Origin of the sequence: Nocardioides eburneiflavus (genome assembly GCF_004785795.1) — a bacterium.
In the GTDB taxonomy this organism is placed as follows: Bacteria; Actinomycetota; Actinomycetes; order Propionibacteriales; family Nocardioidaceae; genus Nocardioides; species Nocardioides eburneiflavus.
The window spans coordinates 929,253-943,120 of the sequence record NZ_SRRO01000001.1 but is presented as its reverse complement, the minus strand read 5'-3'; the positions used below and the strand labels follow the sequence as shown (position 1 = coordinate 943,120).

Sequence of the window (13,868 nt, the reverse complement as noted above, 5' to 3'; positions counted from 1 at the left end):
GCCGGGATCACTCCGTGGCGATGGCGTCGAGCACCTTCATCCGCGAGGCGCGGATCGCCGGGACGATCGCGGCCAGCACGCCGAAGACCACCGCGACCACGAGGAAGGTCACCAGGCTCGTCAGCGGGATCGCCAGGGCCGTGAGGTCGTCCCGGAGCGAGCGCTGCAGCAGCACCCCGATGACCAGGCCGAGCGCCAGCCCGAGGACCGCACCCATGACCGAGATCGTCACCGACTCGAGCGTCACCATCCGGCGCAGGCGGCGCCGTGACAGGCCGACCGCACGGAGCAGGCCGATCTCCCGGGTGCGCTCGATGACGCTGAGGCTGAGGGTGTTGACGATGCCGATGATCGCGATGACGATCGACAGCGCCAGCAGTCCGTAGACCATGTAGAGCAGCTGGTTGATCTGCCCCTTCAGGCTGTCGGCGAACTCCTGCTTGTCCTGCACGGCGACGATCGGGAAGTCGGCGACGAGCGCCTTGAGCTCCCGGCCCACGGCGGCCTTGTCGGCGCCGGCGGCGAGGTTGATCGACAGCGAGATGTCGGACCGCTTGATCTCGCCCTTCCGGAGGACGCTGAACGGGACGTTGATGGCGCCCGCGACCTCGTTGTCCTCGGAGATGCCGCTGACGGTCACGTCGACGTCGTTGTCGCCGGGGAAACGGATCGTGAGCTCGTCGCCGACCCCCACGTCGTACTTCTCGGCCGTGGACTCGTTGATCAGGGTCTGGTCGCCGGTGAAGGTGGGCGACCCGGCGACCATCGGCAGGTCGTAGATCTCGGAGAACTCGGCATCGGTGCCGAAGATGAACGACGGCTCGACGTCGTCCTCGACCAGCCCGAGGTAGCCCTGCTGCTGGGAGACCACCTCGACGCCGTCGACCTCGGACATCTGGCGGGCGATGGCGGGGTTGAACGCGGCGAAGACCGGCGACTGCACGAGGAAGTCGGCGGTGAACTGCTCGTCGACGACGTCGTCGAGGGTCGCGCTCATCGAGGCCGCCAGGACGCCGACGGCCGAGACCAGGGTGAGGCCGATCATCAGCGCGGAGGCGGTCGCACCCGTACGGCGGGGGTTGCGGATGGCGTTGTCGCCGGCCAGCCGGCCGGTGGTGCCGAAGACCCGGGCGAAGAGCGCCCGGCACGCCACCAGGACCGGGCGACCGAGCACCGCGGCGATCGCGGCGACCGTCAGGACCCAGATCACCGCGCCGACACCGATCCAAGCGGCGTCGTTGCCGGGTGCGCCGACCACGCCGGCGATGGCGATGCCGGCGCCGAGCACCAGCAGCACGGCCCCGATGAGCGTACGGCGCCGCAGGCTGCCCTCGGTGGTCGCCGTGTCCTCGCGCATCGCCGCGACGGGCGCCACCTTGGAGGCGCGCCGCGCCGGGAGGTAGGCCGAGACCAGCGTGACGACGATGCCGACGGCGTACGCGGCCGCGACGGTCGTCGGGCTGAGGTTGAGCACCGCGGAGTTGATCTCCAGGCCGAAGCTGCCGAACAGGGACGCCAGGCCACGAGCCAGGCCGAGCCCGACGAGCAGGCCGAGGGTGCTGCCGATGACGGCCATCATCGTGGCCTCGACCAGCACCGAGCGGCGCACCTGCTTGCGGCTGGCGCCCAGGGCGCGCAGCAGGGCGAGCTCGCGGATGCGCTGCGCGACGAGGATGGAGAACGTGTTGGCGATGATGAAGCCGCCGACGATCACCGCGATGACGGCGAAGACGCCGAGGAAGATCGAGATGAACCCGAGGAACTCGCCGATGGCGCTCTGCTGCTGGTCGACGAGCTCGTCACCGGTGACGGCCTCGTAGCCCTCGGGCAGGACGGCGTCGGCGGCGTCGACCAGCTCCTGCTGTGAGACCCCCTCGGCCGCGGTCAGTGCGACCTTGGTGAAGACGTCCTCGCCGTCGAGGAACATCGCCTGCGCGCCGGACGTGCTGAAGGTGACCAGGGTCGAGCCCGCCGTGCCACCGCCACCGGAGAAGCCGGCCAGACCGACGAGGCGCAGGGTCGTGGTGGGTGGCTGCTCGTCGGCGGCGGAGCCGAAGCCGACGGCGCCGGGCGGGAAGACCGTGACGTCGTCGCCGACCTCGTAGCCGGCCCGGTCGGCCGCGGACGGGTCGAGCGCGATCTCGTCGTCGGCGTCGGGCCAGCGCCCCTCGGTGAGCTCCATGATGGGGTCGCCGAGGAGGTTGGGCGTGTCGGTTCGGTTGAAGGAGATCGTGGGTGCGCCGCCGCTGCCGACGAGGTTGCCGTCGGTGTCGGCGACGTAGAGCGCCTGGCTGTCGACGGTGCCGTCGGCCTGCGCGACCTCGGGGAGCGCGGCGAGCTCGGCCACCTCGTCCGGCGAGATGGTGAGGGTGTCCCCCGCACCGATCTGCTGCCACGAGTTGGAGCCGGCCGGCTGCGCCTGCGCGTCGGCGTTGGTGCCCTCGATGATCCCGTCGAACGTCTTGCCCAGGCCGCTGCTGAAGGTGAGCACGCCGGCGAGGAACCCGATGCCGAGCACGATCGCGAGGGCGCTCATCAGGAGCCGGACCTTGCGGGCCAGCAGGTTGCGCCAGGTGAGGCGGAACATCAGCCGGCCGCCTTGGCCGTCGCGAGGTCCTGAAGGCCCGCCATCTTGGCGAGGATCGCGTCGCGGTCGGGGTCGCGCAGCTCGTCGACGATCCTGCCGTCGGCGAGGAAGAGGATGCGGTCGGTGTAGGAGGCCGCGACCGGGTCGTGGGTGACCATCACGATGGTCTGGCCGAACTCGTCGACCGAACGCCGCAGGAAACCGAGGACCTCCGCCGAGCTGGTGGAGTCGAGGTTGCCGGTGGGCTCGTCGGCGAAGACGATCGAGGGCTTGGACACCAGGGCGCGGGCGCACGCCACCCGCTGCTGCTGGCCGCCGGACATCTCGCTGGGGCGGTGGCTGAGCCGGTCGCGCAGGCCGACGGCGTCGATCACCGCGTCGAACCACGCCTGGTCGACCTTGCGGCCGGCGAGGTCGAGCGGGAGCAGGATGTTCTCGCGGGCGGTGAGGGTCGGGATCAGGTTGAACGCCTGGAAGACGAAGCCGACCTTCTCCCGGCGCAGGGTGGTCAACGCCTTGTCCTTGAGCCCAGCCAGGCCGGTGCCGTCGACCACCGCGTCGCCCGAGGTCGGGGTGTCGAGGGCCGCCAGGCAGTGCATCAGCGTCGACTTGCCGGAGCCCGAGGGCCCCATGATCGCGGTGAACTCACCCTTCATCAGGTCGACCGTGACCCCGTCCAGGGCCCGGACCTCTGCCTCCTCGGAGCCGTAGGTCTTGACCAGGTCATGTGCACTCGCCGCGACGCCTCGCGTCGCCTCCCCCATGGGTCGCTCACTCATGCCGGCAAGTCTGGCAGGGGGCGCAGACAGGCGGCCATGGGATAAGACCCCCAGCCGACCCTGACAACTGTCAGGGGTTGCTCGGGGTCCAGACCAGTCCAGATCGGGCACGCCCCTACATTGTCGGCGTGGGAGACGTCGTCGCCGGGTTGCTGACCGGCCTGTCCCTGATCGTGGCGATCGGGGCCCAGAACGCCTTCGTGCTCCGCCAGGGCCTGCGCCACAGCCACGTCGGCCTCGTGGTCGCGATCTGCGCGCTCTCCGACGTCGTCCTCATCCTCGCCGGCGTCGCGGGGATCGGCGTCGTGGTGGACCGCGCAGCGTGGGCGGTCGAGGTGGTCCGCTGGCTCGGCGTCGCGTTCCTGACGGTGTACGGCGTCGGCTCGCTGCGCCGCGCCCGTACGCCCCAGGTCCTCGCCGTGGGTGACGACGCGGTCGAGTCGCGCGGCGGTGTCGTGACCCGCGCGGTCGCGCTGACCTGGCTGAACCCGCACGTCTACCTCGACACCGTCCTGCTGCTCGGCTCGATCGCCGGCACCCACGGCCCGACCGGTCGCTGGTGGTTCGCCCTCGGCGCCTGCGTCGCGAGCATCGCCTGGTTCGCCGGCCTGGCGTACGGCGCCCGGCTGGCCGCGCCGCGGCTGGCGAGCCCCCGCGCCTGGCAGGTCCTCGACGTGCTCATCGGGCTCGTGATGCTGGCGATCGCCGTACGCCTGGCGCTCGGCGCCTGACCCCTCCGCGGGCGGGGTAGTCCAGTGACTTCTGGCTGCCAGCCCGGGTAGACGAGCGGGATATGGCTGCGTACGGGTTGGAAACACAGCCACATTCCACTGGACTACCCCACCGGGGTCTGGGGGCTACCCCGCGTCGCGGCGACAGGAGCAGGATGACCCACATGAGCGACCGCAAGACCGTCCCGACCGACGCCTCCGTCGACGACGTCATCGAGTCGACCCCAGACGTACGACGGCGCGAGGACGCCCGCGCGGCGCTCGACCTGATGCGGGAGGTCACCGGCGTCGAGCCGGTGGTCTGGGGACCGTCGATGATCGGCTTCGGCCGCCAGCCGTACACGACCGCCGACGGCAAGGAGCGCGAGTGGTTCGCGGTCGGGCTGGCGCCGCGCAAGGCGGCACTGACGTTCTACGGCCTGACCTACTACGGCTCCAACGACGACCTGCTCGAGCGCCTCGGCCCGCACACCACCGGCAAGGGCTGCGTGTACGTCAAGAAGCTCGACGCCCTCGACCGCGAGGTCCTGACCGAGATGGTCAGGCGGGCATGGCGGGAGAACCACCGCGAGAGGTGACGGGTTTCGACACGCTCGCTGCGCTCGCTGCTCAACCAGCGAGTGGTGCTGCGCTCGCTGCTCAACCAGCGAGTGATGCTGCGCTCGCTGCTCAACCAGCGAGTGATGCGGGGTTCGCTGCTCAACCAGCGAGTGGTGCGGGGTTCGCTGCTCAACCGGCGGGGGGTGCCTCCCGCGCGAGCGCCTCGTCGTGGCGCTTGTGCAGCCGCTCGCGGATCTCGCCGGCGTCGTAGTGGCGGCGTACGCGCTCGTCGCGGGCGACCGCGGCACCGGTGGCCACGCCGGCCAGGATGCCGGCGAGGCCGAGCAGCTTCCATGCGCGCATGTCGTCAAGCGTAGGCCTCGGTGGGGCAGACTGCGCGCATGGCATCGGCGCTGACCCTCGACCAGGCGGTCGACCTCACCCGCAGCGGCGACATCTGGCTGTTCCGCGGGCGCCGGGCGCCGGACCGGGCCATCCGCGCCGTCACCAACTCGCCGGTCAACCACGTCGGGATGGCCGTCGTCGTCGACGACCTGCCGCCGCTGATCTTCCACGCCGAGCTCGGCAAGAAGCAGCTCGACGTCTGGACCGGTGCGCACCACCGCGGCGTCCAGCTGCACGACCTGCGCGAGGCGGTCGCGCGGTGGCAGGGCGAGTACGACCAGGACGCGTGGCTGCGGCAGCTCGACCCCGAGATCGGCCGCGACGAGGAGGACGGCATGCTGCGCGCCGTCGCCCGCCTCGACGGAGTCTCCTTCCCCAGCCTCACGCGCCTCGGTGCCCGGTGGCTGCGCGGCCGCGACGCCTACGTGCCGCACCGCAAGCGCGGACGCAAGGTCACCCCGGAGGCCGCGTTCTGCGCCGAGATCGTGGCGACCTGCTACATCGAGATGGGCATCCTGCGCAACGACCGCCGCGCCACCTGGTACGACCCCGGCAAGTTCTGGAGCGGCGACTACCTGCCGATCTCGCCCGGCTGGACGCTGGGCAAGGAGGTCGCGGTCAGCCGCTGACCCGGTCGACGGAGCGCGCCATCCGCTCGGCCACCGCCCGTACGGCCTCCCGGAGCTCGGGGCCGCCCACCACGGTGAACGGGATCGGCACGTGGGCGAGCCACTCCCCGGCGTACGCCTCCGCGTTGCTGGTGCTGCCGACGAGCTCGCACCGGCCGTCGGGCAGCTCGCGCAGGTCGCCGAGCGTGGGACGGATCCACGGGCGCACCTCGTCGACCCGGGCGTCGAAGACCAGGTGGGTCTCGTGCTCCCAGCCCTTGCCGAGGTTGGCCTCGAGCTCCTTCGCCGGGTCGAGGTCGGCGGGCACCTCGAAGCCGTCCTCGAGCTGGACGACCTCGGTCACGCGGTCGATGCGGAAGGTGCGCAGCGCGTCGGCGTGGTGGGACCGGCACAGCAGGTACCACCGGCCGTAGCGCACCACCACCGACCACGGGTCCACCTCGAAGGTGCGGGCGTTGCCCGCCGCCGTCCGGTAGCCGATGCGCACCTGCCGCTGCGCCGCGACCGCGGCGACGAGGTCGGAGGTCACGCCCGCGTCGGGCTTCACCGACGCCCGCTCGGGGACCGTACGCGCGGTGTCCCGCAGGGCGACCGCCTGCCGCGCGACGTTGGTCGGCAGCACCCGCAGGATCTTGCCCAGCGCCGAGCCGACCGGGTCCTCGGGGTCGGCCGCCGCGTGCTGGGAGTCGAGGGCGGCCATCACCAGGCCGAGCGCCTCGGTCGCGGAGAAGACGAGCGGCGGCAGCCGCAGCCCGCGCCCCAGGGTGTAGCCGCCGTAGGGGCCGCGCACGGACTCGACCGGGATGTCGGCCTCGCGCAGGATCGCGACGTAGCGGCGCGCGGCGCGCTCGGTGACGCCGAGCCGCCCGGCCAGCTCGGTGGCGGTGATCCCGGGCCGGCCCTGCAGGATGTCGAGGGCTCGCAGGGCGCGGGCGGTGGGGCTGATCTCGCTCATGGATCGATGGTGACACTGATTCAGGAAGTGGACCGTCCGGAATGAGGTCTAGCGTCTGTCGGGCAGCGAGTGGTTTCGAGGCTCGCTTCGCTCGCACCTCAACCGACGAAGGTCAAGGAGAACCCATGGACATCGTGCTCATCCCCGGACTCTGGCTCGACGGCTCGGCGTGGGACGCCGTGCTCCCCGAGCTGAAGAAGCTGGGCCACCGCGGCATCGCGGTCACGCTGCCCGGCCAGGGCGACGGCGCCACGTCGGCGACGTACGACGACCAGGCGGGCGCGGTCCTCGCGGCGGTCGACGCGGCCGAGGGTCGTCCGCTCGTGGTCGGCCACTCGGCCGCCTGCACGCTGGCCTGGGTCGCGGCCGACCGGCGCCCCGACGCGGTGACCGGGGTGGTGCTGATCGGCGGCTTCCCGACGACCGACGGCGGCTCGTACGCCGACTTCTTCGAGACCGACGGCGACGCGGTCGCGTTCCCGGGCTGGGAGCCCTTCGAGGGACCCGACTCCGACGACATGTCGCCCGAGCTCAAGGCCGAGTTCGCCGCGGGCGCGCACCCGGTGCCGGTGGGCGTCACGAAGGGGACGGTCCGCTGGACCGACGAGCGCCGCCACGGCGTACCGCTGACGCTGGTGTGCCCGGAGTTCACCCCTGCCCAGGCGCAGGAGTGGATCGACGCCGGAGACGTGCCCGAGCTCGCCGACGCGAAGGCGCTCGAGCTCGTCGACATCGACTCCGGCCACTGGCCGATGTTCACCCAGCCGGCCGCGCTGGCGGCGCTGCTGGACGAGGCCGCCCGCAGGTAGGTCCCGGCGGGGACCCGGCGGGGGCAGCACGGGGGCTCCTCAGTCGAGGAGCTCCTCCGGGGCGGCGGCCATCGTCGGGATGTCGGCCGGCGCGCGGTCGGGGGGCGACACCGCCTCGAGCGGCGTCGACGGGGTCAGCGGGGTGACCGGGAGGACGACGTAGCCGCTCGACGCTCCCGAGACCACGTCGGCGTCGACGTCGACGTCGGCGAGCTCGGGCGGCGCCATCCCGAGCATCACCGCGACGGCGAGCGCGTTGTCCGGGCGGTCGGCGGGGTCCTTCTCGAGCAGCGACGCCACGACGGCGCGAAGATCCTCCGGGACGTCCTCGTCCAGCGCCGGCGGCGGCTCGTTGACGTGGCACAGCGCCGTCGCGATCGGCGTACCGCGGTCGAAGGGACGGTTGCCCGTGAGCATCTCGTGGGCGACCACGCCTAGCGAGTAGAGGTCGCTGGCGCCGGTCGCCGGCTGCCCGACGGCCTGCTCGGGGCTGATGTAGTTGGGGGTGCCGAGCATCTCGCCGACGCGGGTGTGACCGATCGCGTCGATCGCGCGGGCGATGCCGAAGTCGGTGAGCTTCACCAGCCCGTCCTCGCGGACGAGGATGTTGGCCGGCTTGACGTCGCGGTGCACCACGCCGGCCTCGTGCGCCGTGGCGAGCGCGAGCGCGGCCTGGCCGAGGATCGAGCGCACCGGCTCGGGCGCCATCGCCCCCTGCTCGCGGATGACCGCGGAGAGCGGGAGGCCCTCGACGAGCTCCATCACCAGGTAGTTCCGGTGGTCGTCCTCGCCGAAGTCGAAGACGGTCGTGATGTTGGTGTGCAGCAGGGCGGCCGAGTGCTGCGCCTCGTCGCGGAACCGCTCGAGGAAGATCTCCTCGTTGTCCGGGTCGGCGCGCATCACCTTGACCGCGACGTCGCGCTTGAGCACGTCGTCGACGGCGCGCCACACGTCGGCCATGCCGCCGGAGGCGATCCGCTCCCGCAGCACGTAGCGGTCCCCGAGACGGAGTCCTTCCACGAGCCTGTTCATTCGAGCAGTGCCCCACTTCCGGTCGGATCGGGCGCGCAGACCACGCCAGCATCGGATGCTACGGCCTCAGTGACCGGATCCCGCCTTTTCATGCGCGAGGCACATCCCTCGGGGTGGACCCCTTGACAACGTACAACCATTTGGTTGTACGTTAGTCCCATGACCGAGCAGGACGAGGACCGGGCCGACGCCTGGTTCCACGCACTCTCCGACCGCACGCGCCGCGACATCCTGCGCCGCGTGCTGGCCGGCGAGCACTCCGTCTCGGCCCTGGCGCGCAGCTACGACATGAGCTTCGCCGCCGTGCAGAAGCACGTCGCCGTGCTGGAGCGGGCGGGCCTGCTGACCAAGCGTCGGCAGGGTCGCGAGGCCCTGGCCAGCGGCGACGTGGAGGCGGTGCGGTCGGTGGGCGCGATGCTCACCGACCTCGAAGCGCTCTGGCGCGGCCGCATCTCCCGGATGGACGAGCTCTTCGCCGCCGAGACCCAGCAGGACACCACACCCACTCACCGAACGGACTGAACCCATGCCTGTCACCGACGTCCAGCACGACCTCGACGCCCTCACCCTGACCATCACCGCCGACTTCGCCGCGCCGGTCGAGCGCGTGTGGGAGGTGTACGCCGACCCGCGCCAGCTCGAGCGCGTGTGGGGTCCCCCGGGCTACCCCGCGACCTTCGTCGACCACGAGCTGGTCCCCGGCGGCCGGATGAACTACTACATGACCAGCCCCGAGGGCGAGAAGTACTACGCCTACTGGGACGTCACCAGCGTGGACCAGCCGAAGGGCTTCACCTTCAAGGACGGCTTCGCCCTCGACGAGACCTTCGCCCCCAACACCGAGCTGCCGGAGTCGTCGCAGGTCTACGACTTCACCGAGGTCGACGGGTCCACCCGGGCCACCTTCGTGGCGACGTACGCGAGCGCCGAGGCGCTGCAGCAGGTGCTCGACATGGGCGTCGTCGAGGGCTCGACGCTCGCCATCAACCAGATCGACGAGCTGCTCGCGTCCTGACGCGGGCGACCACCCACCACCACCCACCATCACCCAGCGTCAGGAGAGACCCGTGCGCCCCATCGTCGTCACCGAGTTCATCACTGTCGACGGCATCGTCGACTCCCCGGGAGGCGGGGACCACCCGTACGCCGGGTGGACCTTCACGGACGTCCCGTTCGACGAGGCGGCCTACGAGATCAAGGGCCGCGAGACCGAGCAGGCCTCCGCCCTGCTGTTCGGCCGGCAGTCCTACGACGAGTTCGTGCCGCACTGGCCGACGATGGAGGAGTTCGCGACCTACAACGCGATGCCGCGCTACGTCGTGTCCACCACGCTCCCCGGCGACACCGCGCCGTGGGGCGACGGCGAGGTGGGCGTCCTGCGTTCCCTCGACGCGGTGGCGGAGCTCAAGGAGACCGAGGGCGGCGAGATCCACGTCCACGGCAGCGCCACCCTCGCGCAGGGCCTGGCCCGTGCGGGACTGGTCGACCGCTACCACCTGCTCGTCTTCCCGCTGCTGCTCGGCAGCGGCAAGAAGCTCTTCGCCGAGGGCGACAAGACCGCGCTCACGCTGACCGAGCACGCGGCGTACGGCAACGGGATCACGCTCCAGGTCTACGACGTCGTGCACTGAGATCGACCAGCGAGACGAGCGCCCGCGGTCTGGGACACTCTCCCCGTGGAGATCGCCCTGCTGCTCGTCTCGATGGCGGCCGTGGTCCTGGCCGTCGCCGCCGTCAGCGAGCGGGTGCACGTCCCTGCCCCGCTCCTGCTGGTGGTCGTCGGCGGCGCGGCGTCGTACCTCCCGGGCCTGCCGACGATCCACCTCGAGTCCGAGGTGGTCCTGCTGGGCCTGCTGCCGCCGCTGCTCTACGCGGCGGCGATCCAGACCTCGCTGGTCGACTTCAACGCCAACCGCGGGTCGATCCTGCGCCTGTCGGTGCTGCTCGTCGTCCTCACCGCGCTGGCCGTCGGGGCGGTCGCGCAGTGGCTCGTCCCCGGGCTCGGCTGGGCGGCCGCGATCGCCATCGGCGCCGTCGTCGCTCCGCCCGACGCGGTCGCCGCGACCGCCGTCGCGAGACGCATCGGGCTGCCGCGCCGGGTGGTGACGATCCTCGAGGGCGAGTCGCTGCTCAACGACGCCACCGCCCTGGTCACGCTCCGCACCGCCATCGCCTTCCTCGCCGGCAGCCTGACGGTGGCCGAGGTCGGGCTCGACTTCGTGCGCGCGGCCGGGGGCGGCGCGCTCATCGGGTTCGCGGCCTTCTGGGTCGTCGCCCGGCTCCGGCGGCGGATCACCGACCCGCTGATGGACACCGGGATCTCCTTCCTCACCCCGTTCGCGGCCTACGTCGCCGCCGAGGAGGTCCACGCGTCGGGCGTGATCTCGGTCGTCGTCGCCGGTCTCCTGCTCGGGCACAAGGCGCCGATCATCCAGACCGCGCAGTCACGGATCACCGAGCGGATCACGTGGGGCACCGTCGCCTTCCTGCTCGAGAACACCGTCTTCCTGCTCATCGGCCTCCAGCTCGACTGGATCCTCGAGGACGTCACCGAGTCCACCCTCTCGCCCGCACGCATCGCGCTCGTCTGCGTGGCGGTCCTCCTGACCGTGGTGGTGGTCCGCCTGGGCTGGGTGTTCTCCACGCTGCTCTTCCGCCGGATGGGCGACAACCCGCTCCCCGCCTCGTGGACCTTCCTGGTCGGCTGGGCCGGGATGCGCGGCGTGGTCACGCTCGCCGCGGCCTTCGTCATCCCCGAGGACACCCCGCACCGCGAGGTCCTGCTCCTCGTCGCCTTCACGGTCGTCGCCGGCACGCTCCTCGTCCAGGGGCTCACCCTCCCCCTCCTCAAGCGCACCCTCGGGGTGCCGTCGCCCGACCCGGCCGAGGACGCGCTCTCGCGCGCCGCGCTGCTGCAGTGGGCGGCCGACGCGGGTGTGCGCCGGCTCGACGAGCTCGAGTACGAGGACCACCACGGCGTCGTCGACCAGATCCGGGGCCGTCTCGACCAGCGCTCGTTCGCCGCCTGGGAGCAGCTGGCCACGACCACCGGCGAGGAGACCCCCTCGGAGCTCTACGCGCGGATCCGCGGCGAGATGATCGACGCCGAGCGGGCCAAGGTGCTCAAGGTCCGCAGCGAGGGCCGGGTCGCCTCCGACGTGGTGCGCCAGGTGCTGGGCCTGCTCGACATCGAGGAGTCGATGCTCGACGCCGGCACCTCGGCGCGCGAGGGCGTACGCGACGGGACGCTCGCCTTCACCGCGGGCATCGTCTGCGAGGACCTCGAGACGCACCCGGCCGTCGAGACCGTCGCCGATCCCGCGTGCGCCACCTGCCTCGCCGACGGCACGCCGTGGGTCTCGCTGCGCGAGTGCCTCACGTGCGGGCACGTCGGGTGCTGCGACTCCTCGATCGGCCGGCACGCCACCGGGCACTTCCACGAGTCCCTCCACCCGGTCGTGGAGTCCGCCGACGCGGGCGAGTCGTGGCGCTGGTGCTACGTCCACAGCCTGACGGGCTGACCGCTCCCCGACCGCGATGTCTGAGGACGCCGTGAACGTCCTGAGCCCGGTTCCGCGACCATGCCTTCCTCAGATATCGGGGTCTAGGCTGGGAAAATGGGCGCTCCTGCGATCGTCATCGCCTCCGCGAACCACCAGACCGAGCTGTCCGAGGCCTTCGCGCGCTACGAGCGGGAGTACGACGTACGACTGGTCGGCGACGAGATCTCGGCGAAGGTCACGGCCAAGGAGCTGATGTCCGGCGGGCACCAGGTCGCGCTCTTCGTCATCGACAGCGACCACGACCAGGACAAGCTCTACGCCCTGATCGGCGGCACCCGGAAGGTCGTCCCGACGGCGCGACGGCTCGTGGTCGCGCACATCAGCCGCTTCCGCGCGGACAGCCAGGCGTTCCGGCACGCGGTCGCCGCCGGCAAGGTGGACGCGCTGCTGCTGATGCCGCAGGGCCCGCGCGACGAGGAGTTCCACGGAGCGGTGGGCGAGCTGCTCAACGAGTGGAACGCCACCGTCGCGGCGCCCGTCGTCGAGAACGTCCGCATCATCACGCCGGAGAAGGACGCGCTGACCCGTCAGCTCCTCGACTACCTCTCCCGGGTCGGGCTGCCCGCCGGCGTGCACCACCCCGACAGCGAGGTGGGCCGCGAGGTGATGGCGCTCTGCCCCGAGGACGAGGGACGCTGGCCGGTGGTGTCGTCGATGGTGGGCTGGTGCGGCCACTGCCCCGACGTACGCTCCCTCGCCAACCAGCTCTACGGCCGCCCCGACGAGATCGACGTCGACGAGGTGGTCGACCTCGTCGTCGTGGGGGCAGGCCCGGCCGGGCTGGCCGCCAGCGTGTACGCCTCCAGCGAGGGGCTCTCGACGGTCTGCCTCGAGGCCGAGGCCATCGGCGGGCAGGCGGGCACCAGCTCGATGATCCGCAACTACCTCGGCTTCCCGCGCGGCATCTCGGGCATGCGGCTGGCCCAGCGGGCGCGCGGCCAGGCGCTGCGCTTCGGCACCCGCTTCTTCACCGGGTGGCCGGCCACGGGCATCTCCGAGTGCGCCGACGGCGGGCACCACGTCGTGCACACCGACGGTGGCGACGTGCACACGCGGACGGTCCTCGTCGCCACGGGGGTCGACTACCGGCGCCTCGGCGTCGACTCCATCGAGGAGCTGGTCGGGCGCGGGGTCTACTACGGCGCCGCGATGGCGGCAGCGCGCGAGCTCGCCGGCGACGACGTCGTCGTGGTCGGCGGCGGCAACTCCGCCGGGCAGGCGGCGATCCACGCCGCCCGCTTCGCGCGCTCGGTCACCATCGTCGTACGCCGCCCCGACCTGACCGCGACGATGTCGTCCTACCTGATCGACGAGATCGAGTGGAACCCGCGGATCTCGGTGCGCGGCTCGAGCCGGGTCGTGGACGGCGGCCCCGACGACGTCGGCCACCTCGCGTGGCTCGACCTCGAGGACGTCGACACCGGGGAGCAGGAGCGGGTCGAGGCACGCGGGCTGTTCCTGCTGCTCGGCGCCGCGCCCGAGTGCAGCTGGCTGCCCGACGTGGTGCTGCGCGACGAGCACGGCTTCGTGCTGACGGGGCGTGACATCCCGCCCGAGCAGTGGGTCGACGCCCTGCCCCCGGAGGACCTGGCGACCACGGTGCCGGGGATCTTCTGCGGCGGCGACATCCGGGCGGGCTCGATGAAGCGCGTCGCCTCGGCGACCGGCGAGGGCGCGTCCGTCGTGTCGTCGGTGCACGCCTGGCTGGCGCAGTAGGGCCGTCGGGCTCCGCCTCCCGCTGTCACCGCCCGCCGCCCGCCGCCCGCCGCTGAACTTCCACGCGTACGGGTGGAAATCCATCCGCCGCTGAGCGTGAGGAGGCGGTTCAGGCCCTGAAC

14 protein-coding genes are annotated in these 13,868 nt (G+C 71.9%); 9 read left to right on the top strand and 5 right to left on the bottom strand.

Annotated features, from left to right (window positions below; all coding sequences use genetic code 11):
- Nucleotides 1–7: 7 nt before the first annotated feature.
- Both EXE59_RS04470 and EXE59_RS04465 read right to left on the bottom strand, forming a co-directional pair.
- The gene (locus EXE59_RS04470) at nucleotides 8–2,587 is read right to left on the bottom strand and encodes an ABC transporter permease (RefSeq protein ID WP_135837820.1); all 2,580 of its coding nucleotides are present in this window, start codon (nucleotides 2,585–2,587) and stop codon (nucleotides 8–10) included.
- Nucleotides 2,587–3,366 (bottom strand): ABC transporter ATP-binding protein, encoded by a 780-nt coding sequence (locus EXE59_RS04465; RefSeq protein ID WP_246056496.1) that lies wholly within the window; start codon nucleotides 3,364–3,366, stop codon nucleotides 2,587–2,589. The genes EXE59_RS04470 and EXE59_RS04465 overlap by 1 nt, the downstream gene beginning before the upstream one ends.
- A 128-nt stretch (nucleotides 3,367–3,494) precedes the next feature.
- On the opposite strand from EXE59_RS04465, the gene EXE59_RS04460 reads away from it, so the two are divergent.
- Both EXE59_RS04460 and EXE59_RS04455 read left to right on the top strand, forming a co-directional pair.
- Nucleotides 3,495–4,097 (top strand): LysE/ArgO family amino acid transporter, encoded by a 603-nt coding sequence (locus EXE59_RS04460; RefSeq protein ID WP_135837819.1) that lies wholly within the window; start codon nucleotides 3,495–3,497, stop codon nucleotides 4,095–4,097.
- 164 nt (nucleotides 4,098–4,261) lie between these two features.
- Entirely contained in the window at nucleotides 4,262–4,675 is a 414-nt protein-coding gene (locus tag EXE59_RS04455; RefSeq protein WP_135837818.1) for a DUF1801 domain-containing protein, read from the top strand.
- A gap of 151 nt (nucleotides 4,676–4,826) precedes the next feature.
- On the opposite strand, the gene EXE59_RS23655 is transcribed toward EXE59_RS04455, so the two are convergent.
- The gene (locus EXE59_RS23655) at nucleotides 4,827–5,000 is read right to left on the bottom strand and encodes a hypothetical protein (protein ID WP_168218404.1); all 174 of its coding nucleotides are present in this window, start codon (nucleotides 4,998–5,000) and stop codon (nucleotides 4,827–4,829) included.
- A 38-nt stretch (nucleotides 5,001–5,038) separates the two neighbouring features.
- On the opposite strand from EXE59_RS23655, the gene EXE59_RS04450 reads away from it, so the two are divergent.
- On the top strand, nucleotides 5,039–5,671 hold the full coding sequence (locus EXE59_RS04450) for a hypothetical protein (protein WP_135837817.1): 633 nt from the start codon (nucleotides 5,039–5,041) through the stop codon (nucleotides 5,669–5,671).
- Here EXE59_RS04450 and EXE59_RS04445 read toward each other — a convergent pair.
- Nucleotides 5,661–6,626: a helix-turn-helix transcriptional regulator gene (locus EXE59_RS04445; RefSeq protein WP_135837816.1), complete on the bottom strand. Its 966-nt coding sequence runs from the start codon at nucleotides 6,624–6,626 to the stop codon at nucleotides 5,661–5,663. The genes EXE59_RS04450 and EXE59_RS04445 overlap by 11 nt on opposite strands.
- 125 nt (nucleotides 6,627–6,751) lie before the next feature.
- On the opposite strand from EXE59_RS04445, the gene EXE59_RS04440 reads away from it, so the two are divergent.
- Nucleotides 6,752–7,435 carry an alpha/beta fold hydrolase gene (locus tag EXE59_RS04440; RefSeq protein WP_135837815.1) on the top strand — a complete coding sequence of 228 codons (684 nt, stop codon included), beginning with the start codon at nucleotides 6,752–6,754 and terminating at the stop codon, nucleotides 7,433–7,435.
- Nucleotides 7,436–7,474: 39 nt separating this feature from the next.
- Here EXE59_RS04440 and EXE59_RS04435 read toward each other — a convergent pair whose 3' ends face one another.
- The gene (locus tag EXE59_RS04435) at nucleotides 7,475–8,455 is read right to left on the bottom strand and encodes a serine/threonine-protein kinase (RefSeq protein ID WP_210428884.1); all 981 of its coding nucleotides are present in this window, start codon (nucleotides 8,453–8,455) and stop codon (nucleotides 7,475–7,477) included.
- Nucleotides 8,456–8,626: 171 nt separating this feature from the next.
- Between EXE59_RS04435 and EXE59_RS04430 the strand changes: the two genes are divergently transcribed.
- The 5 genes from EXE59_RS04430 (at nucleotide 8,627) to EXE59_RS04410 (ending at nucleotide 13,746) form a co-directional block, all read left to right on the top strand.
- On the top strand, nucleotides 8,627–8,989 hold the full coding sequence (locus EXE59_RS04430; protein ID WP_135837813.1) for an ArsR/SmtB family transcription factor: 363 nt from the start codon (nucleotides 8,627–8,629) through the stop codon (nucleotides 8,987–8,989).
- 4 nt (nucleotides 8,990–8,993) lie between these two features.
- Nucleotides 8,994–9,482: an SRPBCC family protein gene (locus EXE59_RS04425; protein ID WP_135837812.1), complete on the top strand. Its 489-nt coding sequence runs from the start codon at nucleotides 8,994–8,996 to the stop codon at nucleotides 9,480–9,482.
- 52 nt (nucleotides 9,483–9,534) lie between these two features.
- Nucleotides 9,535–10,098 (top strand): dihydrofolate reductase family protein, encoded by a 564-nt coding sequence (locus EXE59_RS04420; protein WP_135837811.1) that lies wholly within the window; start codon nucleotides 9,535–9,537, stop codon nucleotides 10,096–10,098.
- Between the two features lie 45 nt (nucleotides 10,099–10,143).
- A complete protein-coding gene (locus EXE59_RS04415; RefSeq protein WP_135837810.1) occupies nucleotides 10,144–11,988 on the top strand; it encodes a Na+/H+ antiporter in 1,845 nt (614 codons plus the stop codon).
- Nucleotides 11,989–12,084: 96 nt separating this feature from the next.
- Complete coding sequence (locus EXE59_RS04410) at nucleotides 12,085–13,746, top strand: NAD(P)/FAD-dependent oxidoreductase (protein ID WP_135837809.1); 1,662 nt, start codon at nucleotides 12,085–12,087, stop codon at nucleotides 13,744–13,746.
- Nucleotides 13,747–13,868: the final 122 nt, after the last annotated feature.